Origin of the sequence: Pseudomonas sp. WP18 (assembly GCF_036689585.1) — a bacterium.
Taxonomy (GTDB): Bacteria; Pseudomonadota; Gammaproteobacteria; order Pseudomonadales; family Pseudomonadaceae; genus Aquipseudomonas; species Aquipseudomonas chlororaphis_E.
Genome location: NZ_CP144758.1, coordinates 134,138 through 153,874, shown reverse-complemented (window position 1 = coordinate 153,874; position 19,737 = coordinate 134,138). Strand labels below are relative to the sequence as shown.

Below are 19,737 nucleotides of genomic sequence, written 5' to 3'. Positions count from 1 at the left end.
CAGCGCCTGGTCACCCAGGATGTCCAGGCGCAAGACGCGGCTAGCGAGACGGAATGGCTTGCAGATCATCGACGATAAAGCGGCTCAACACGCCGGTATAGTACCCCTCTACATCGGAGTTCCCCTTGTTGGTCAGCGCGCCCAGCATGCTCTTCATGTTTTGCATTTGCCCCATCGCCCCGGCCGGCATCAGTCCCTCACGGGCCTGGGCAAAGTGCAACACCTCGGCGCCGTCCTTCTTCACCTTGACCTGATAGCTGAAATCAACGCTGGCAAGGTACGTACCGTCGGCAACGATCTTGTTCATGAAGCCGCCCTGGGTGTCCTGGATGCGGCGCGCGTAAACGGTGTTCACGTCCAGCAGATAGTCCGCTGTTTCCCGGCTGGAGGCATAGCGATTGGCATCGAGCAGGCGCAGGACCAGATCGCTGTTCAATTGCTCGCGAACGGTTTCGTCAGGCAGGAAGCGTTCATTCCTGCCGACGACTTCAACGTTGAAGGTGTCGATCCAGTAGGTGGCTGTCTTGGGGATCGCGACCGGCGCGGGAGAAATGTAGTAATCAGGCGTGGAGGCACAGCCCGCCAGGAAGCAGAGGGCCAGGAATGTGGCGAGAAAACGCATATCAGGACTCGTCCTTGAAGAGTGGATTGTAAACGCGGCGGATTCTACGGAGTCTGGAGGGCTTCTCAAGCTGTTTACCGGACTGTGTTGCCAAGACGCTCCTCCCCAGAGGCCAGGGCCCCGGTCGTCAGGGACCGGAGCTTTTCCTGGCACATGACCCGCAACGGGAGAGCCAATCATTCGGCGTCGATTTCCACCACCGTTTTCCCTTGCCCGCGCCCTTCGGCCACTTGCGCAAACGCGTCATTGACTTGGCCCAGGCCAAACCGCCGTGGATCGACCTTGATCCGCAGCTTCCCGGCCTCAACCAGCTTTGCCGCCTCCCGCAAAATCTGGCCATGGTGCTCGCGGCCTTTGCCGGTCAGCAAGGGCATCAAGGTGAAGACGCCGGAATAGCTCGCGCCACGAAACGACAATGGCGCCAGGCTATGTTGTCCCCAGCCCAGGCAACTGAGGACATGGCCGGTGTAGGTCTTCACCGCGTTGAACGACGCGTCCAGGGTCGAGCCGCCGACCGTGTCATACACGATGTCGAAGCCTTCGCCATTGGTGTGCAGGCGTACGTAGCTGTCGGTGTCCTCGGATCGGTAGTCAATGGCCGTCGCACCCAGCTCGCGAATGAAATCCAGGCTGCCGATCGAACCGGTGGCATACACCTGCGCACCTCGCGCCCTGGCAATCTGCACAGCCATTTGACCGACACCTCCCGCGCCACCATGAATCAGTACTTGCTGGCCGGCCCGGACGTTGGCACGATCCACCAGCCCTTCCCAAGCCGTGATGAAGACCAGCGGCAGTGCCGCTGCTTCCCGCATGCTCAGTGAAGCGGGTTTGGGGGCGATCAGGCGAGCATCGACGACAATGTATTCGGCCAGGGCACCCTGGGCACCACCGATACCGCCCGCCATGCCGAAGACCTCCTGGCCGGGAAGAAAGTCATCCACGCCCTCGCCCAGCTCCAGCACCGTCCCGGCCAGGTCAATTCCCAACACAGCGGGCAGCGGCTGACGAGCATGGGCACCACCGCCTGTCGCGATCTTGGTGTCCAGCGGATTTATTCCTACAGCTTGAACCTTGATCAGGACCTGTCCATTACCCGGAACAGGCCGGGGAATGGAGCGCACGACCAGCGGCGCCTGGGCAACTTCGGCAATGGCAGCAGACATGGTGTTGTTCATGACGGGTAAACCTCCAATGAGTGGGTAGGTTTATAGTGCGAGCGCCGAAGCATTCCGATAAGTAAGCAATAATGGATAGGATTTATTCCTCATAAAGGCCAAATCCCATGGATCTGTTCGAGGCAATGCGGGTGTTCATACGGGTGGTGGAACGCGGCTCGTTCTCGGCCGTCGCCAGGGAGCTGAACCTGGGTCAACCGGCGGTGAGCAAGCAGATCCGCGGATTGGAGAAACACCTGGGTGGGGCGCTGTTTGCTCGCAGCACCCGCCATCTGGCGCTGACCGACCAAGGCCAGCGCTTCTATGCCCAAAGCAAGGAAATCCTCGCCAGCCTGGACACTGCCCGGCTCAGTTTCGCCAGCGGACAGGAGCAGGTCGCCGGCCCGCTGCGCGTGGCGGCGCCGGTGAGTTTCGGACGGTTATGCATTGCACCTTTGATCGGTGACTTCCTGGCACGTCATCCACAGGTTCGGGTCGACCTGAGGCTGAGCGATCAACAGGAGGACGTGCTGAAGGAAAATATCGACGTGGCCATTCGTATCGGCCAGGTCAAACACGAAGGGCTGGTCGCCGTGAAGCTCGGCGAGAGCGCGCGCCAGGTGTATGCCTCCCCCACCTATTTGCAACGGCACGGCACGCCACTCGAACCGTCCGACCTGAGCCGCCATAACTGTCTGGGGTTTACCCTGCTGGAGCATTATGACGTCTGGCAGTTCGACCACCTTGGCGAGCCCCATCACGTGACGATCAAGGGCAACGTCACCAGCAACAGCAGCGAAGCGATCCGGGAAATGGTGCTTGCCGGGCTAGGGCTTTCGCTTTCGCCACACTGGTTGTTCGCCGCCGACGTTCGCCAGGGAACCGTGACCAACGTGCTTACCCATTATCTGCCAATGGCATTGCCCATCCATGCCGTCTTCAGCCAGGATCGACGCCGCTCGGCACGCACCCGGGCTTTCGTGGACTTCTTGCGTGAACGCCTTTGAAGGACGGCCACCCAACCTGCAGGCACCTGGGCAAACTAGGCATCACAGGCCAATGAGGGCTGCGCCGACGTCATGGGACGGCGCGAGAAATACATCGCCGCCGCGACGCCCACCGCCCCCATCACCACGCTATACCCCACGCATACCCACGGGCTCCACGGCACCAGCGCAATCAGCAGCAACGGCGTCATGCTGGCCCACAACGCATAGGCGATGTTGTAGGTGAACGAAATACCGGACACACGGATGTTCGCCGGGAACAGGCTGACCATCACCGAAGGCACCGCACCGACCACGCCACAGCCCAGGCCGGCGATGGCGTACGCCAGGCCCAGCCAGGCGCTGCCGCTGATCAGGCTGGCGTAGAGCACGGCGATGCCCAGGGGCAGCAACAGGCTGTAGAGCATGACGGTGCGCCAGGCACCGATGCGGTCGACGATGAGCCCGGCCAGGACGCAGCCGATGTTCAGGAAGACGATGCCCAGGCTGCTCAGGGCGAAGGTGTGGCCGGGGGTCAGGCCGAAGCTTTTCTGCATCACGGTGGGGGTGATGACCACGAATACCACCACGGCGGACGTCAGCACGCAGGTCAGGATGACAGCGGGCAGCAAGGCCTGGCGGTGCTCACGCAGGACCGTGCGCAACGGCAGTTCAGCCGACCCTTCGCGATTGGCCTGCAACGCCATGAAGATTGGCGTTTCGCTCAGCCAGCGGCGCAGCCAGACGCCGATCACGCCAAAGAGGCCGCCCAGCAGGAACGGCAGACGCCAGGCGTAATCGAGAATCTCCTGCGGTGTGTAGATCCGCGCCAGCGCGGTGGCCGTCAGGGCGCCCAGCAAGTAACCGAACGTCAGCCCCGCCTGGAGGAAGCCCAGCGCGTAACCGCGATGATGCAGCGGCGCGTGCTCGGCCACGAACACCCAGGCGCTGGGAACTTCGCCGCCCACCGCGGCGCCCTGCAGGATACGCAACGCCAACAATAGCAACGGGGCGAAATAGCCGATTTGCGCGTAGGTCGGCATCACCCCGATGAGCAGGCAGGGCAAGGCCATCATCAGGATGCTCAGGCTGAACACCCGCTTGCGCCCCAGCCGATCAGCGAAGTGCGCCATGAGAATGCCGCCCAGGGGCCGGGCCAGGTAGCCGGTGGCAAAGATCCCGAAGCTTTGCAGCAAGCGCAGCCAATCGGGCATTTCCGGGGGAAAGAACAACTGGCTGAGGGTCAGGGCGAAGAACACGAAAATGATGAAGTCGTAGATTTCCAGCGCCCCGCCCAGGGCCGCGAGGCCTAGGGTCTTGTAGTCGGATCGGCTGAATCGCTCGCCTGGTAAATGAGTGTTGGCAGTCATGGGCAGATTTGAACAGTTGGGAAAGGGCGACGGCTCAGCTGTCGCGAGGGTCCACGGGTTGGGCCGGCGCGGCCTCTTCGACTTCGTCGGCCTCATCGGCGGGCAGGAAGTCCTTGCGGCTCTGGGCGATGGCCCGGCGTATTTCATCGCCCTTGGTAGGGCAGTTCTTGAGGCGGGCGATGCCGTCGGGTTTCTGCGTCATCGCCATCCTCCGGCATGAGTGAACAGGGCCTCGATAGTGCTCGCTTTTGGCCCGTGATGCCAATGTTGAGGTTCGGGGGGCCGCTCTGGCCCCACGGTAAACTCCCTCGCCACAGGGTTCGTGCGGGCTGATCAGCGGTGGTAGCGCCGCACGACGCTGCTGTTGCGCAGGACATGGCCGTTGATTTTTTCCATCAACTGGGCGCGCGTCAGGCCCGCGGGCAAGGCATCCGGCGGCAAGTCCAGGGCGAAGAGCTGGATCAGGTAATGATGCGCGCTGTCACCAATGGGTGGGCACGGACCGATGTAGCCACGGGTGTTCTTGCTGTTGATGCCGCTCATGCCTTCCAGCGTGGCCTTGGTGCCGGCGCCGGCCGGAATCTGCCGCGTGGAGGCCTTGATGCCGTAATGGACCCAATGGTCGACGCCCTGGCCACGTTGACCGTCCGGGTCCAACATGACGATGGCATAGCTGAGGGTACCGGGCGGGCCGGCGTTCCAGCTCAGGGCCGGGGAAATGTTCTTTCCGCCACAGTTGTTGGCGTCACTGGCCGCGGCGGCGGTGAAGAGGCGGTCGTCCGACACACCGGGGATGTTGAGCGTGAAGCGCTCTTCGGCCTGGGCAACGCCTTGTGCGCACAGCACCAGGGCGACGGCCGCCAGCCAGGGAGTCAGGGAGTTCAATCGGGTCATACCGGGCACCTTATGCGGATCAGGCCATGGACGGCCTGCGAACTATAGCCGCAGCGCCCATCCGGTTGCAGTGACAATTACGCTGAACCTCGTTCAGATCCTGAGACTCCAACGGCAAATGCCTGCCGGAGAACGACCATGCCTATGCATCAAGTCGCCCGCTTCGCCGATGTGCGCGAAGACCGCGGCCTCGAAGTCAAACTCGGAGAAACATCCATCCTGCTGCTGCGCTCAGGCGATCAGGTGCGGGCTTTCCAGGGCAAATGCCCGCACGCCGGCGCACCGCTGGCCAAAGGTGCGGTGTGCCATGGAAGGCTGATCTGCCCTTGGCACAAGGCGGCGTTTCGCCTCGAAGACGGCGCCCTGTGCGAACCGCCGGCCCTCGACAGCCTGGCCCGTTATCACGTCGAGGTGCGCGGCGCCGATGTCTGGGTCGACGACCAACCGCTGCCGGCCGATAAAACTCCGCCCGCCGACGACCCTCGCACCTTCGTCATCATCGGCGCCGGTGCAGCCGGCACGGCAGGCGCGGCGGCGTTGCGGGAGAAGGGATTTGGCGGCCGAATCCTGTTGATCGACCGAGAGGCCGAAGCCAGCTACGACCGCACGGTACTGAGCAAGTACGTGTTGGCCGGCGACATGGCCGTCAACGAGACAGTGCCGCTGCGCGATGAAACTTACTTCACGCAGCAACGCATCGAACGGCTCCATGGCGAGGTCACCCATCTTGACCCCCATGCCCGACAGATCCAGCTCGCAGACGGCCGGCGCCTGGACTACGATGCCGCGCTCATTGCCACGGGCGGGGAGCCGAAGACGCCCGCGCTGCCCGGCATCGATCTGCCGCAGGTGTTCGTGCTGCGCTCGATCGCCCACGCCCGGCAGATTCTCGACACAGTCCGACCCGGGCAGCGGGCGGTGATCATCGGCGACAGTTTCATTGCCATGGAGGTCGCCTCCGCCCTGCGCAAACGCGAATTGGAGGTCACCGTCCTGGCCCGGCATCCGGTGCCCTTTGCCGCACAGTTGGGCGAAAGCGTCGGCAAGGCGATCCTCGCCCTGCACCAGGCCAATGGCGTGGTGTATCGTACCGACGGCGAAGCGGCCGGAATCGAGGGCGCGCACAAGGTCGAAGCCGTGGTGCTGGATAACGGCCAGCGCCTGGCCGCCGACCTGGTGATCATCGGTGTCGGCGTACGCCCCGCTACCGAACCGTTTGCCGACCTGCCACGGCAACAGGACCTGTCACTGAGCGTTGACGCGGGCATGCGGGTGACGGACGGATTGTGGGCCGTCGGTGATATCGCGACCTTTCCTCTCAGCGGTCAGCCCCAACGCATCGAGCACTGGCGGCTGGCCCAGCAGCACGCGCGCATCGCTGCCGCGAACATGCTCGGTGGCGACGAGCATTATCTGGACGTGCCGTTCTTCTGGACCTATCACTTCGGCAAACGCTATGACTACCTCGGCCACGCCGAACACTGGGACGAGGTGGAATTCAAGGGCACGCCGGAACATCCCCCCTTCATCGCCCTGTTGGGCAAGAACGGCCTCGTGGCCGCCGCCGTGGCGTGCGACGAAGGCCGGGCCATGGCGGCATTGGCACAACGCATGAAACAACCGTTGCCGGTGGACGAGGCCTGGCGACTGGTGCGGGATTTTTCGTCGTAGGCCTGCCCACATCCACCCCAATCCCTGTGGGAGCGAGCTTGCTCGCGATAGCGGTGGGTCAGCGGACGTCAATATCGATGAGCCGTCCCCATCGCGAGCAAGCTCGCGCCCACCGTTTTGTAGCGTGTATCAGTGCACTGACTGATCGGCCGGCAGGTGAATGACCCGCGGCCGTTCCGGCGGGGCCAGGGGCGGTGGTTGCAGGTCAGGGCCGAGCAGGTGGAAATGCGGCACGACATGGCTGATATCGCCGTCCTGATTGTTGTGGATGATCTTCGAGCCCGGCTGGCGCAGCGTTTCCAGGCGTTCGTCAGTCAACTTGAAGCTGTCGCTCAGGCCTTGGTCGTCCACCACCGGCGCCGGCAGCCGCCGCTGGGCAAAACTGCGGCTCTTGCGCTGCTGATACCGCGCCCAGGCGATCAGCAGCACCGCGTTGACCAGTGCGATCCAGCCATACACCTGCAAGGTCGCGAGGGTATCGACCAGCGAGCCGCCCAGGCGCGGGCCGGCGTGGCTGTCGAACAGCGGCCAGAGCCCGTTGACCAGCAGGTACAACAGCCCGACCCACGCCAGCACGGTAATGAACGCATCGATGAGCACCAGAAAAGGTCGCTGTCGGGTCCTGATAATTTTCATCGGATCACTTCCTCTTCCTGATCATCGAACGGCTTGATACCGCGGTCCGGGCTGACCCAGCGCGCCCGCTTCTGATGCTGGCCGAACAGCACTTTCGGAAAGCTCACCAAGGTCGTGAACAGGCTGATCAGCCAGAACACCAACGGGTACCAGACCACCCAGAACATGATGTGCCAAAGGCCTTTTTCGTAACGACGATCGATCAGGATGCTCACTCCGAATTGCATCAGGCACACCACCGCCAGCAGCAGCCCGGTGAAGGCTGGCGGCATGAGGTGATCGACGGCAATGGCCGCCGGCAACGCCACGAACTTGCCAACGCCCCAGAAGATCACCGACAACAGGAACGTGAAGGCCCAACCGGTGGACAGGCAGTATTCGAACAGCAACGGCCACAGGTAACGGTGCCGGTACTGCCAGATGCCACGGATGTTCTTGAACAGCACTTCGGCACCACCCTGGGCCCAGCGCAGGCGCTGCCGCCACAGGCCGCGCAGGGTTTCGGGCATGAGGATCCAGCACAGCGCACGGGGTTCGTAGAAGATGCTCCAGTGGTCCAGTTGCAGCTTCCAACTGATGTCGATGTCTTCGGTGATCATGTCCGGGCTCCAGTAGCCGACCCGGTGCAGGGCCGTGCGACGGAAGGCGACGATCACGCCGGAGACGGTGAAGATCCGCCCGAAAACCCGCTGGGTGCGCTTGATCAAGCCGATGATCGAGGAGAACTCACCAACCTGGACCCGGCCGATCAAGGTCGAGCGGGTGCGGATACGCGGGTTGCCGGTCACCGCGCCAAGGCGGGCGTTCTCCAACATCGGTGCCACGAGGTAGGCGCAGGTGTTGGGCGCCAGCAACGCGTCACCGTCGATGCACACCAGGTACTCACTGCGCGCCGCGATGGCCCCCATGCGCAGTGCCACGGCCTTGCCCTGGTTTTCCGCCAGGTGCAGCACGCGCAGGCGCGGGTCCTCGGCGGCCAGTTGGTCGAGCATCTGGGCGGTGTTGTCCTTCGAGCCGTCGTTGATGGCGATGACTTCGATGTTCGGATAATGCTGGCCCAGCGCAGCGTGAATCGTGTCGGCGACGTTGTCACCTTCGTTGAAGCACGGGATCAGGATGCTGATCAGCGGCTCGCCGGCCAGGGGCGGCGGCAAGGTGTCGTCCTGCCAGGGCCAGTGGCGCTCCCAGTGCAGCCAGAAATACAGGCCGCCGGCGATCCACAGCCCGGACATGAACAACGGATAGAAGAACACGAAGTCCATCAGGAATTGCCCGGTGACCAGGAAGATCAGGCCCAGGGGCACCCCAAGGACGATCGCCAGCACCAGCAGGGCGAGCAGTCTGTCGAGCATGTCAAGGATTCCACTTGTTGGAGAGCGCCGGCCGCACGGTTTTCACAGCGGGCTGGTCTTCGATGAAGTTGTCCGGGTAGTAGCCGAAACTGGTCACGCCCTGGCGCTTGAGGCGCCCCATCCAGTCGGCGAGCAGTTCGCCGTCGATGTCGGCCACCGGCTGGCTGTCCCAGTCACGCGCCTGCAATTCGAACACGGTGCGCTTGAGGGCTCCGGGGCGGGACTTGACGGTCTGGACCAGGCGCTCCAGCCAGGGGCCGGATTGCTGGCGCGTCTGTTTTTCCATCAACGGCATGGCCATCGGCGCCGTCCAGTCGTAGGCATTGAGGAAGTCGTCGAGGTTCTGGGCAAACCAGGCTTCGCTCGAAGGGTTGAGCATCGGCTCGGCAAAGATATTGCGCGCCGTCAGAACCTGCGGGCCTCGAATCGCCCGGACCTTGGCGGTGAGTTCATGGGTGAAGTCGATCAGGTAACGGCTCTTGAAACGAGTCCAGCGCTGCATCGTCGCCGGGTCGTCCCGCAGGGCCGCCATGGACGTCGGCAAGCCGTTGGCCGCGTAGACTTTCAGCGCAGCGGGGCCGGCGTCCTCGAAGTCGGAGAACACCGCGTCGTCGTGATACAGGACCCCATCCAACGAGCTCATCCGCGCCAGGTCTTCGTAGATTTCGCCAATGACTTTGCGCACCGCCGGGTCGAACGGCGACAACCGTACGTACTGGTCCGCAGCGACCTCGGTCTTGCCGGTCTCGGGATTCCAACGCTGCACCCGCGGCAGTTTCGCGTCCAGGGCGAAACTGAGCACCGGCATCCAGGCGTAGACCTTGGCATTGGCCCGGGTGCGCAGTTGCCAGGCCACCCGGTCGAACAGATCGGCCCGCACCGGCAGGTGACGGTTGGGGAAGTACAGCGAATGCACCAGGCCGTCGCCCTTCGGATCGGCGAAGGCCTGCAGAAACACCGTGTTGGCGCCCAAGTCGGAAATGCGCTGGATCAACTTGCCGACGTTGGCTTCCTGCTGCACCGGGTCCGGGTCGTAGACGTAATCGAGGTCGACATGGACCACACGCATCGGGTCCATCGTCTGCACGGACACCACGCTCTCGGCGAAATGGGCGCCATCCGGGTCGGAAGCCACCAAAAAGCGCGGGCCGCTCATCAGGTTATCGAGGCTGTCGAGTCCGTCCTCCAGGGTCAGGGCCATCTGATAGCCCTCGCTGCCAATCACCTGCAACGCAGTGCCGTCTGCTTCCCCGTAAGGCCAGACCCAGACCCGTGGGCTATAGCCGGTGACCTTGCGGATTTTTTCGGAAATGGCCACGACGTCCTTGCGCAAGCGCGCCTGGAAATCGGCCTCGGTTTCATAGCGACCGGTGGCTGGATCGTAGCGGCGGGTGGTCGCCGCCGGTTGCTGGTTGCCTTGCGGGTTGGCGAGTACGCCCTTGTGGTTGGCGTCGGTGTGGGCGGCGATTTCCACCAGGCCCGACTTCGACACTTCGCGAATCTGCTCCCAGGTCAGGAACTCGGAACGCTTGCGCGGCACCCCGGCGAAATCCACCGGTTGATCCAGCGGTGTGTCGACCCAGCTGCCGACCGGGGCCAGGATCGCCGGCCAGTTGTAGGCGCGCAAAATGGGCATGACGCGGGTGTAGAAACTCGAGTAACCGTCGTCGAAACTCAGCAGTACCGCACGCGGCGGCAGTTCAGGGCCACCATTGCGAGCGGTGATGATCTGGTCCACGGTCACCGGCTGGTAGTTGTTTTCCCGCAGCCAGGCCAGTTGCTCGATCAGTCGCTCGGTGCGCACCGCCACCAGGGCCTGGTCCGGGTCGAGGTCCTCGACGTCGTGGTAAGCGATGCCGAGCACGTGGTTCTTCGGCCACGGCGCATCGTTGGCGGCCACGGGACGTTGCGCGGGCGGCGTGAAGGCCGGGGCCTGCTGGGCACAAGCGCTGATCAGCAAGACCCCCAGCAGAAGGATGAATCGCGAAATGACAGGCATCTTCAAACTCTTCTAGAAGCGGTAGGTGAGGTCGACAAGCAGGCGCAGGTCGCTTTCGCGATCGCCGTCGTAAGGGCGGTTGAGCCAGCTCAGAGCGGCACCGGCCTCGACCACGTCGTTCCAGATGAAACGCTGGCCGTAGCTGAGCAATCCCGTGGCAGCGGTGCTGTAGTCACGCTGGCTGTAGGCCCCCGCGCCGACCTGAAATTGCTGACTCCAGGTGGTTTCGTAACGGCGATACAGCACATGGTTGGCGAGCACCGTCGGCATGACGCTCAAGTCCGACTTGGGGTTGAAGTAGGGCACTTCGTTGGAACCACTGTTGCGGCTGGCCGCCACCTCCAGGCCCAGTTCCACTTGCAGGCGCGGCGCGCTGTAGAGGCCCTCGCGACCAGTCAACTGGGTCTCGAGGCGGTTATTGCCATCGCTGAAATGAGACGGGCTGACGGTCAGTCGCCACTCGCGGCTTTCATTGGCCCGCCAACGCACGAAACCACTGCCGCCATTGGCCCGGACGCCGCTGTTGAGCGCTCGCAACGGGGTGTTCGCCGAGAGGTAGTCCAGGCCGCCGCCGTACTGCCAATGATCATTGACGTCCAGGGCCATCGCCAGGCGCGCGCCCTGTTTGTCGCCGGAGCCGTAGTCGTGGTTGGACACCTCGGCTTCCAGCGTCATGTCACGCGCGCGCCGCTCCACGCCCAGGCGTTGCCAGCGGTGATGGCCGGTGCCTTCCTCGAAATCACCGGTGGCGTAGCCGGTGCCGCCGAACAGCCGCCAGTCTTCGTCGATCGGCGGGCTGTAGAGCAGCGTTTCGATACCAAAGTCCCGGCTACCGGTGACGGCCCCCGCGTCACCGTTGCCGCCGCCATAACTCTTGCCGGTGTAGGCTTCGATACGCAGCTCGGCCATGTCATGCACTTCGCGCTGGCGTTGCAGGCGTTTGACGTGGGCGTTTTCGGGGTAGCGCGCGACCACGTCGTCGGTCAGCGCATCCAACTGCCGCCACTCCTGCAAATCCATCGCGGCACGGGCCTGGGCAATTTCCAGGTCACGGTTGCGCGGGATCGTCGCCTCGATTTCCTTGAGAAGGCTTTCCGAACGGCGTGGCCAGTCACGGGCCTGGTACAGATCGGCCTGGGCCAGGCGCATGCCGGTGTTGCCGGGGCCCTGGCTGACCAGGTTTTCCAGGCGAGTCTCGGCCGAGGGCAGATCAGCCCCGTAGGTTCCGGCCTGGGCAGCCAACTGCTGGGCGTCCATCCATTCGTCGTTGGGGTTGCCGATCGGCAAGCCCTTGAGCTCGATGCGCGGGCGTTGGGACTTGGCCATGTCTTCGGCCAAGGCGCGGGCTTCTTCGGACTGCTCACTTTCCAGCAGCGCGTAGTAGAGCGCGGTGCTGTCTTCGAAGCGGTCCGCCGGATCGGCATCCGGCGCCGCGAGTATCCGTCGGTACAGGTCGACGGCGATCTCCGGCTCCCGCTGCTCCAGGTACGAGGAGGCCACCCAACGCAGGGCATAAGTCGGAATGCCCACCCCTTCGGCGAGCAGCTTCTGGTATTCGGTAATGACTTCAGCACGGCGGGCACGGGCATTGAGGGCGCCCATGCGGTCGATCCGCCAACGCACCACGTCGTCATGGGCCTCCGCCACCGGGGTCCAGGTGGCGAGCAGCTTGTCGTAGTCGGCCAGGGCGCGGTCGGCAATGACGAAGCGTTCCTGTTCGCCGCGGCTGGTCATGTCCGACAGGCGTACCCGTTCGGCCGCCACATCGCCTTCCAGGCGGCGCTGTATGCCCCGGTCGATCAACCCTGGTTGCAGGCGGGCCAGGCGCAGCGCCGGCTCGGGCAAACGCGCCCGTTGCAGGGCGACGATGTATTCGCGGGCGACTTCGGGGTTGTGGCCGGCGCGCGCGAAGGCCTGATCGTACTCGAACAACGCCTCGTGGGGATTGTTGGCCCGGGTCAGGGCGTAGCCCAGGGCCATTCGGCGCATCGGGTCCGCTGGCTTCGCTTGGACCAGAGCCCGGGCGCGGCTGACGGCTTCATCGGGTTTGCCGCCATCGGCCTGGGTCAGGGCCAGGCCCAGTTGCAGGTCCGGGTTCTGTGGGTCGATCCGCAACGCCTGGCGATACACCTGCGCCGCCGCGTCCCAGCGTTTGAGATTGCGATAGGCGCGGGCCGTTGCGCTCAGTGCCTGGACCGGCAGGTCGCGATAACGACCTTGGGTTTCATAGACGTCGACCACCTCGGCATCGAGGCCGGCCCAACTGGCGATCTGCAGATGATCACTGATTTGCCCGGCGCTGGCCTGGCCGGCCGGAACCTGGCGCAACACGGTCAAGGCGGGCGTGTAGTGACCCGCTCGGGCATCGAGCACCTTCTGGTCATAAGCCGTGTCGGCAAACGCGAGCATCGGCCAGCACAATTGACCGCACAGCGCCATGCGAAACAGCGGGCGTAAACCACGTTGAATAAAGGGACCCACGGTACGCGGCATTCGTCAGCATCCTTACATGGCCAGCCGGGTCGCAGTGCCCCCTTGCCCATCAAACAGGAAGCCGGATCAAAGGAATCCAGCCAAGCTCTAATGGGCTTAGTTTTGCACTGTCCGAGCGGTCATCTTTCGCAACGCCACAATTCTTCAGAATCGATACAGATTTCAACGAAGGTTTCGCGGGCGAAAAAAAACCGGCCCGTGCGCAGTGCACGGGCCGGCCTGGATGCAGCGCGAGGCGGTTTACTGGACCGCGACGCCACCGCCAATCTGATTCATCACAAACGCGGTGAATTGCTCCACTGTCATCTTCTGACCGTTGAAATCAACCTGATTGTTGGCGTAGTGCAGCTTGGTCACCACGTCATTGCCATCAAGCGTCGCCAGCTGCGTGCCAACGGCCATGGCACTGAACATATCGCTGGTGGCGGTGGCCTGGTCGGCGATCATCTTGGCATCCGTCTGGCCTTCCATCTGGGCCTGAACAGTGATCAGGTCCGCCAGCATCGGCTTGGACACCTTGAGGTTGAACTCCAGCAGGGCGAGCAGTTGGCGGCCCAGCTCATCAGGCGGCAGGTCCATGGATTGCGGCTTGGCCAGGTCGACGACCAGGCTCGCACGGCTTTCACCGTTGGCGGTACTGAACGACAGGTTCTCCAAAGCGATTTGCGGGGCGCCGGCCAGGATCTTCTCCAGATCGGCTTTGACCTGCGCTTCCTCGGCTTCAGTCAGGTTCAACTCAGGCGTTGGCTCGCCGGCAGCAGCGGCTTCAGCGGCGGCTTTCTCGTAGGGTTGCAGCTTGGTCTGGTAGATCTGCATCAGCGACATCGTGGCCGGAATGTCCAGGTTCTTCAGGCTCACAGCCATCTGCGCAGCACCGATGGTCTTGTCGTTGTACGACAGCTCACCGATCTTGTAGTCGGCGCGCCCGGAGGCACTGGTGCCGTTTTCGGAGCTGCTGTTCTTCATCTCCAGGTTTTTCAGGCCCAGCACCGACTTCGGCTCGCCAAAGGTGGACTTGATGTTGCTCAGCAATACGGTGTTGTCACCCATGTAGTAGCCATAGGTGCTTTTGCTCAGATTGCTGGCCAGCGTCAGGCCGTTTACCTCGACGTGCACCGGTGTCTGGTCTTCGCTGACCGTGGTCAGCTTGATGCTGTCCATGTAGCCGTCAGCCTTGACCTTCTGCCCTTGGGCACTGGCGGCCATATCGATTTTCAGGCCAGAGAAGATCAGCTGGGTTTTCTCATCCAGCTTGGTGTCCAGCGGCAACAGTTCATAGGTGCCGTTGAAGGACTCGTCATAACCCAGGTTGGTCACGCCCTTGAGCGGCGACTTGCCCTGGGTGGCAGCGAACCACTTTTCAGTCAGCGGGTTGGGCTCCAGCTCGGTATGGCTGGTGGCCATGACTGGCAACCACTTGAGCGTTACCAAACGCGAGAACGGGATTGGACCGTGTTCGATCTTGTCGACGAGCAGCAGCTCGACCGGCTCACCACCAAACACCTCGCCCTCACCCTTGAGACGATAGTGAGCGGTGCTGCTGAACGTGCCACGTTCCATGGAAACCAGCTCCAGGACGGCGGTGCTATTGGAACCTGCCATGGCCGTTTGCATTTGCTTGTTGCTGTCGACAATCGCTTTTTGCAGCACGCCTTCGAGCTTGGTGCCGGTGTACCACGCGCCTCCCGCGCTGATCGCACCGACCGCCACGACGATACCCAGAAGTACGCTTGCTGATTTATTCATGAGTGACCCGATTGATATCCATGGTTGAAGAAAGCCGTCGTCTTCCCTGACCCGCAAAGGGGTGTGGCTCGACGCCGTGAAGTGGAGGGGAGATTACCATCACGCAGGCCTTCGGGCCCAATGTTTAAAGGGGTAAAAACCTGTTCTTGAGAGGTGGTCTACGAATATTGGACTTCAATTTCGTCGAGTTGATGGTCGAAGGTCTTGAGCCGGGCGCTCCATGTGTAGACCAGCACTTCGAAATCACGGTTGATCACCGCGGCGCCAGATGAGTCAGCCCGCGAATCGCAGAAATCCAGCTGGTAGCGCTCCCGGGCCATGGCGTTAGCGACATCACACAGCTCACGCGCGTTATTGAGCCAATGCCAACCGTCCTGGGTGACTTGCTTGTCCAAGGCGGCGCATTGGACCTTCAGGGCTTCGAGACTCTTTTCCAGCGGAGTGCCGGTGAGCTCTCCCATGACCTCCTGAAAAGTGCGGCCCGGCTGCCAGTAGCTGCCCCAGAAGTATCGGTCGAACACTGTTTCCACTCGCCGCAGCGCCACCTTGGTGTCCCAGATCAGCACCAGGGTCTTGCCTTGCTCAAGGTGTTTTTTCTTGATGCGTTGGCCTTGCAAGGATGCCCAGGCCACGGTTGCGATGGAGATCACACCGATCAACGCCGCCGCGCTGTCCAGGAAGAGCAGCGCCTTGTCGATCTGGTGAGTGAGCATGACGCCATAGAAGTAGGTGGCCGAGAGCAGCAACAACGCCGCAATCGCGCACCAGAAGCCAGGAGCATAAGGGTTTTTCATTATTGGAATCCCCATGACCAGTGACGTCGCGGGCCCTTGGTTCGAGGTACCCCGACTATCACAGCATAGCAACGGCAACGGGGTTTGCCGGGGCATCACGGACAATCAACGCTTGATCCGATTACCGGCCCAAAACGACAAAACCCCTGTCTGCGTCAGCAGACAGGGGTTTTGGGAATTCAATCTTGACGATGACCTACTCTCACATGGGGAAACCCCAAACTACCATCGGCGATGCATCGTTTCACTGCTGAGTTCGGGATGGGATCAGGTGGTTCCAATGCTCTATGGTCGTCAAGAAATTCTGTGTCCCGCCCGTTCAACAACAACGAGCCGGAGAAAATCGATAACTTCTACTAAAACAAAACCCCAACTGCTTTCGCAATTGGGGTTTCGGAATTTAATCTTGACGATGACCTACTCTCACATGGGGAAACCCCACACTACCATCGGCGATGCATCGTTTCACTTCTGAGTTCGGGATGGGATCAGGTGGTTCCAATGCTCTATGGTCGTCAAGAAATTCTTGAGCCAGCGCGCTTTTCAGCGTTCCAGCAAATCGGGTATGTGATCGGGTGTGAGCCGCAAACTTTCGGTTTGTTTCGTCTTCACCACACCGCAATCTGGCTTTCTAAGCGCAAATTGCTTGGGTGTTATATGGTCAAGCCTCACGGGCAATTAGTACAGGTTAGCTCAACGCCTCACAGCGCTTACACACCCTGCCTATCAACGTCGTAGTCTTCGACGGCCCTTCAGGGAGCTCAAGGCTCCAGTGAGATCTCATCTTGAGGCAAGTTTCCCGCTTAGATGCTTTCAGCGGTTATCTTTTCCGAACATAGCTACCCGGCAATGCCACTGGCGTGACAACCGGAACACCAGAGGTTCGTCCACTCCGGTCCTCTCGTACTAGGAGCAGCCCCTCTCAAATCTCAAACGTCCACGGCAGATAGGGACCGAACTGTCTCACGACGTTCTAAACCCAGCTCGCGTACCACTTTAAATGGCGAACAGCCATACCCTTGGGACCGGCTTCAGCCCCAGGATGTGATGAGCCGACATCGAGGTGCCAAACACCGCCGTCGATATGAACTCTTGGGCGGTATCAGCCTGTTATCCCCGGAGTACCTTTTATCCGTTGAGCGATGGCCCTTCCATACAGAACCACCGGATCACTAAGACCTACTTTCGTACCTGCTCGACGTGTCTGTCTCGCAGTCAAGCGCGCTTTTGCCTTTATACTCTACGACCGATTTCCGACCGGTCTGAGCGCACCTTCGTACTCCTCCGTTACTCTTTAGGAGGAGACCGCCCCAGTCAAACTACCCACCATACACTGTCCTCGATCCGGATAACGGACCTGAGTTAGAACCTCAAAGTTGCCAGGGTGGTATTTCAAGGATGGCTCCACGCAGACTGGCGTCCACGCTTCAAAGCCTCCCACCTATCCTACACAAGCAAATTCAAAGTCCAGTGCAAAGCTATAGTAAAGGTTCACGGGGTCTTTCCGTCTAGCCGCGGATACACTGCATCTTCACAGCGATTTCAATTTCACTGAGTCTCGGGTGGAGACAGCGCCGCCATCGTTACGCCATTCGTGCAGGTCGGAACTTACCCGACAAGGAATTTCGCTACCTTAGGACCGTTATAGTTACGGCCGCCGTTTACCGGGGCTTCGATCAAGAGCTTCGCGTTAGCTAACCCCATCAATTAACCTTCCGGCACCGGGCAGGCGTCACACCCTATACGTCCACTTTCGTGTTTGCAGAGTGCTGTGTTTTTAATAAACAGTCGCAGCGGCCTGGTATCTTCGACCGGCGTGGGCTTACGCAGCAAGTGCTTCACCCTCACCGGCGCACCTTCTCCCGAAGTTACGGTGCCATTTTGCCTAGTTCCTTCACCCGAGTTCTCTCAAGCGCCTTGGTATTCTCTACCCAACCACCTGTGTCGGTTTGGGGTACGGTTCCTGGTTACCTGAAGCTTAGAAGCTTTTCTTGGAAGCATGGCATCAACCACTTCGTCACCCAAAGGGTAACTCGTCATCAGCTCTCGGCCTTGAAACCCCGGATTTACCTAAGATTTCAGCCTACCACCTTAAACTTGGACAACCAACGCCAAGCTGGCCTAGCCTTCTCCGTCCCTCCATCGCAATAACCAGAAGTACAGGAATATTAACCTGTTTTCCATCGACTACGCTTTTCAGCCTCGCCTTAGGGACCGACTAACCCTGCGTCGATTAACGTTGCGCAGGAAACCTTGGTCTTTCGGCGTGGGTGTTTTTCACACCCATTGTCGTTACTCATGTCAGCATTCGCACTTCTGATACCTCCAGCAAGCTTCTCAACTCACCTTCACAGGCTTACAGAACGCTCCTCTACCGCATCACTTACGTGATACCCGTAGCTTCGGTGTATGGTTTGAGCCCCGTTACATCTTCCGCGCAGGCCGACTCGACTAGTGAGCTATTACGCTTTCTTTAAAGGGTGGCTGCTTCTAAGCCAACCTCCTAGCTGTCTAAGCCTTCCCACATCGTTTCCCACTTAACCATAACTTTGGGACCTTAGCTGACGGTCTGGGTTGTTTCCCTTTTCACGACGGACGTTAGCACCCGCCGTGTGTCTCCCATGCTCGGCACTTGTAGGTATTCGGAGTTTGCATCGGTTTGGTAAGTCGGGATGACCCCCTAGCCGAAACAGTGCTCTACCCCCTACAGTGATACATGAGGCGCTACCTAAATAGCTTTCGAGGAGAACCAGCTATCTCCGAGCTTGATTAGCCTTTCACTCCGATCCACAGGTCATCCGCTAACTTTTCAACGGTAGTCGGTTCGGTCCTCCAGTCAGTGTTACCTAACCTTCAACCTGCCCATGGATAGATCGCCCGGTTTCGGGTCTATTCCCAGCGACTAGACGCCCTATTAAGACTCGCTTTCGCTACGCCTCCCCTATTCGGTTAAGCTCGCCACTGAAAATAAGTCGCTGACCCATTATACAAAAGGTACGCAGTCACAGAACAAAGTCTGCTCCCACTGCTTGTACGCATACGGTTTCAGGATCTATTTCACTCCCCTCTCCGGGGTTCTTTTCGCCTTTCCCTCACGGTACTAGTTCACTATCGGTCAGTCAGTAGTATTTAGCCTTGGAGGATGGTCCCCCCATATTCAGACAAAGTTTCTCGTGCTCCGTCCTACTCGATTTCACTTCTAAGATCCTTTCGCGTACAGGGCTATCACCCACTATGGCCGCACTTTCCAGAGCGTTCCGCTAAAATCAAAGAAGCTTAAGGGCTAGTCCCCGTTCGCTCGCCACTACTAAGGGAATCTCGGTTGATTTCTTTTCCTCAGGGTACTTAGATGTTTCAGTTCCCCTGGTTCGCCTCTTGCACCTATGTATTCAGTGCAAGATAACCATCTTATGATGGCTGGGTTCCCCCATTCAGACATCTCCGGATCACAGTCTGTTTGCCGACTCCCCGAAGCTTTTCGCAGGCTACCACGTCTTTCATCGCCTCTGACTGCCAAGGCATCCACCGTATGCGCTTCTTCACTTGACCATATAACCCCAAGCAATCTGGTTATACTGTGAAGACGACATTCGCCGAAAATTTGCATGTTCAATTAAGAACGCTCACAAATTTTACCTTAGCCTGATCCGTTACCAGTGAAAGTAACGTTCAGTCTATCTTTCTATCACATACCCAAATTTTTAAAGAACGATCCAGTCAAAAGACCAGAAATCAACATTCACCATCACGTCGATGGAATGCTCATTTCTAAGCTTTCAGTCTCAGAAGCAGTAGTGGTGGAGCCAAGCGGGATCGAACCGCTGACCTCCTGCGTGCAAGGCAGGCGCTCTCCCAGCTGAGCTATGGCCCCGTATTTCTACAGGCGTTTCCCACACAAAATTGGTGGGTCTGGGCAGATTCGAACTGCCGACCTCACCCTTATCAGGGGTGCGCTCTAACCAACTGAGCTACAGACCCAATTTCGAGCTTGTAACTGTTAGCGTGCGCTATCAGCTT

13 protein-coding genes, 2 tRNA genes and 3 rRNA genes are annotated in these 19,737 nt (G+C 60.6%); 2 read left to right on the top strand and 16 right to left on the bottom strand.

Features of this window, described 5'->3' with window-relative positions; all coding sequences use genetic code 11:
* Window positions 1-40 precede the first annotated feature (40 nt).
* Entirely contained in the window at window positions 41-622 is a 582-nt protein-coding gene (locus tag V5F23_RS00710) for a hypothetical protein (protein WP_338497268.1), read from the bottom strand.
* A gap of 176 nt (window positions 623-798) precedes the next feature.
* The gene (locus V5F23_RS00705) at window positions 799-1,800 is read right to left on the bottom strand and encodes a zinc-dependent alcohol dehydrogenase family protein (protein WP_338497265.1); all 1,002 of its coding nucleotides are present in this window, start codon (window positions 1,798-1,800) and stop codon (window positions 799-801) included.
* A 107-nt stretch (window positions 1,801-1,907) separates the two neighbouring features.
* Between V5F23_RS00705 and V5F23_RS00700 the strand changes: the two genes are divergently transcribed.
* Window positions 1,908-2,786, top strand: coding sequence for a LysR family transcriptional regulator (locus V5F23_RS00700; RefSeq protein WP_338497262.1), 879 nt, complete (start codon window positions 1,908-1,910; stop codon window positions 2,784-2,786).
* A gap of 35 nt (window positions 2,787-2,821) precedes the next feature.
* Here V5F23_RS00700 and V5F23_RS00695 read toward each other — a convergent pair whose 3' ends face one another.
* The 3 genes from V5F23_RS00695 to V5F23_RS00685 form a co-directional block, all read right to left on the bottom strand.
* The gene (locus tag V5F23_RS00695; RefSeq protein ID WP_042728969.1) at window positions 2,822-4,135 is read right to left on the bottom strand and encodes an MFS transporter; all 1,314 of its coding nucleotides are present in this window, start codon (window positions 4,133-4,135) and stop codon (window positions 2,822-2,824) included.
* A 34-nt stretch (window positions 4,136-4,169) separates the two neighbouring features.
* A complete protein-coding gene (locus V5F23_RS00690) occupies window positions 4,170-4,337 on the bottom strand; it encodes a hypothetical protein (RefSeq protein ID WP_199925084.1) in 168 nt (55 codons plus the stop codon).
* 131 nt (window positions 4,338-4,468) lie between these two features.
* Window positions 4,469-5,029, bottom strand: coding sequence for a YbhB/YbcL family Raf kinase inhibitor-like protein (locus V5F23_RS00685; protein WP_042728968.1), 561 nt, complete (start codon window positions 5,027-5,029; stop codon window positions 4,469-4,471).
* 138 nt (window positions 5,030-5,167) lie between these two features.
* Between V5F23_RS00685 and V5F23_RS00680 the strand changes: the two genes are divergently transcribed.
* Window positions 5,168-6,700, top strand: coding sequence for an FAD-dependent oxidoreductase (locus tag V5F23_RS00680; RefSeq protein WP_212803234.1), 1,533 nt, complete (start codon window positions 5,168-5,170; stop codon window positions 6,698-6,700).
* A gap of 129 nt (window positions 6,701-6,829) precedes the next feature.
* Here V5F23_RS00680 and pgaD read toward each other — a convergent pair whose 3' ends face one another.
* The 11 genes from pgaD to V5F23_RS00625 all read right to left on the bottom strand — a co-directional run bounded on the left by pgaD (window position 6,830) and on the right by V5F23_RS00625 (window position 19,698).
* Window positions 6,830-7,336 carry a poly-beta-1,6-N-acetyl-D-glucosamine biosynthesis protein PgaD gene (pgaD, locus tag V5F23_RS00675; RefSeq protein WP_042728966.1) on the bottom strand — a complete coding sequence of 169 codons (507 nt, stop codon included), beginning with the start codon at window positions 7,334-7,336 and terminating at the stop codon, window positions 6,830-6,832.
* Entirely contained in the window at window positions 7,333-8,688 is a 1,356-nt protein-coding gene (gene pgaC / locus V5F23_RS00670) for a poly-beta-1,6-N-acetyl-D-glucosamine synthase (RefSeq protein WP_047736263.1), read from the bottom strand. The genes pgaD and pgaC overlap by 4 nt, the downstream gene beginning before the upstream one ends.
* Before the next feature lies 1 nt (window position 8,689).
* The gene (gene pgaB, locus V5F23_RS00665) at window positions 8,690-10,687 is read right to left on the bottom strand and encodes a poly-beta-1,6-N-acetyl-D-glucosamine N-deacetylase PgaB (RefSeq protein ID WP_047736264.1); all 1,998 of its coding nucleotides are present in this window, start codon (window positions 10,685-10,687) and stop codon (window positions 8,690-8,692) included.
* A gap of 12 nt (window positions 10,688-10,699) precedes the next feature.
* The gene (pgaA, locus tag V5F23_RS00660) at window positions 10,700-13,180 is read right to left on the bottom strand and encodes a poly-beta-1,6 N-acetyl-D-glucosamine export porin PgaA (RefSeq protein ID WP_123579719.1); all 2,481 of its coding nucleotides are present in this window, start codon (window positions 13,178-13,180) and stop codon (window positions 10,700-10,702) included.
* Window positions 13,181-13,420: 240 nt separating this feature from the next.
* Window positions 13,421-14,926: a YdgA family protein gene (locus tag V5F23_RS00655; protein WP_042728962.1), complete on the bottom strand. Its 1,506-nt coding sequence runs from the start codon at window positions 14,924-14,926 to the stop codon at window positions 13,421-13,423.
* Between the two features lie 158 nt (window positions 14,927-15,084).
* Window positions 15,085-15,720 (bottom strand): hypothetical protein, encoded by a 636-nt coding sequence (locus V5F23_RS00650; protein ID WP_042728961.1) that lies wholly within the window; start codon window positions 15,718-15,720, stop codon window positions 15,085-15,087.
* A 183-nt stretch (window positions 15,721-15,903) separates the two neighbouring features.
* Window positions 15,904-16,019, bottom strand: a 5S ribosomal RNA gene (gene rrf / locus V5F23_RS00645).
* 105 nt (window positions 16,020-16,124) lie between these two features.
* Window positions 16,125-16,240: ribosomal RNA gene (gene rrf, locus V5F23_RS00640) — 5S ribosomal RNA — on the bottom strand.
* A 137-nt stretch (window positions 16,241-16,377) separates the two neighbouring features.
* A 23S ribosomal RNA gene (locus V5F23_RS00635) occupies window positions 16,378-19,269 on the bottom strand.
* 246 nt (window positions 19,270-19,515) lie between these two features.
* Window positions 19,516-19,591 (bottom strand) — tRNA-Ala (locus tag V5F23_RS00630).
* A 30-nt stretch (window positions 19,592-19,621) separates the two neighbouring features.
* A tRNA-Ile gene (locus V5F23_RS00625) sits at window positions 19,622-19,698 on the bottom strand.
* Window positions 19,699-19,737 lie beyond the last annotated feature (39 nt).

Excerpts from the sequence above, each read along its gene's own strand:
- V5F23_RS00705 (WP_338497265.1), bottom strand. The coding sequence starts at position 1,800 with ATGAACAACACCATGTCTGCTGCCATTGCCGAAGTTGCCCAGGCGCCG.
- pgaC (WP_047736263.1), bottom strand. The coding sequence starts at position 8,688 with ATGCTCGACAGACTGCTCGCCCTGCTGGTGCTGGCGATCGTCCTTGGG.
- V5F23_RS00700 (WP_338497262.1), top strand. The coding sequence starts at position 1,908 with ATGGATCTGTTCGAGGCAATGCGGGTGTTCATACGGGTGGTGGAACGC.
- V5F23_RS00680 (WP_212803234.1), top strand. The coding sequence starts at position 5,168 with ATGCCTATGCATCAAGTCGCCCGCTTCGCCGATGTGCGCGAAGACCGC.
- pgaB (WP_047736264.1), bottom strand. The coding sequence starts at position 10,687 with ATGCCTGTCATTTCGCGATTCATCCTTCTGCTGGGGGTCTTGCTGATC.
- pgaA (WP_123579719.1), bottom strand. The coding sequence starts at position 13,180 with ATGCCGCGTACCGTGGGTCCCTTTATTCAACGTGGTTTACGCCCGCTG.
- V5F23_RS00690 (WP_199925084.1), bottom strand. The coding sequence starts at position 4,337 with ATGACGCAGAAACCCGACGGCATCGCCCGCCTCAAGAACTGCCCTACC.
- V5F23_RS00655 (WP_042728962.1), bottom strand. The coding sequence starts at position 14,926 with ATGAATAAATCAGCAAGCGTACTTCTGGGTATCGTCGTGGCGGTCGGT.
- V5F23_RS00685 (WP_042728968.1), bottom strand. The coding sequence starts at position 5,029 with ATGACCCGATTGAACTCCCTGACTCCCTGGCTGGCGGCCGTCGCCCTG.
- pgaD (WP_042728966.1), bottom strand. The coding sequence starts at position 7,336 with ATGAAAATTATCAGGACCCGACAGCGACCTTTTCTGGTGCTCATCGAT.
- V5F23_RS00710 (WP_338497268.1), bottom strand. The coding sequence starts at position 622 with ATGCGTTTTCTCGCCACATTCCTGGCCCTCTGCTTCCTGGCGGGCTGT.
- V5F23_RS00695 (WP_042728969.1), bottom strand. The coding sequence starts at position 4,135 with ATGACTGCCAACACTCATTTACCAGGCGAGCGATTCAGCCGATCCGAC.
- V5F23_RS00650 (WP_042728961.1), bottom strand. The coding sequence starts at position 15,720 with ATGAAAAACCCTTATGCTCCTGGCTTCTGGTGCGCGATTGCGGCGTTG.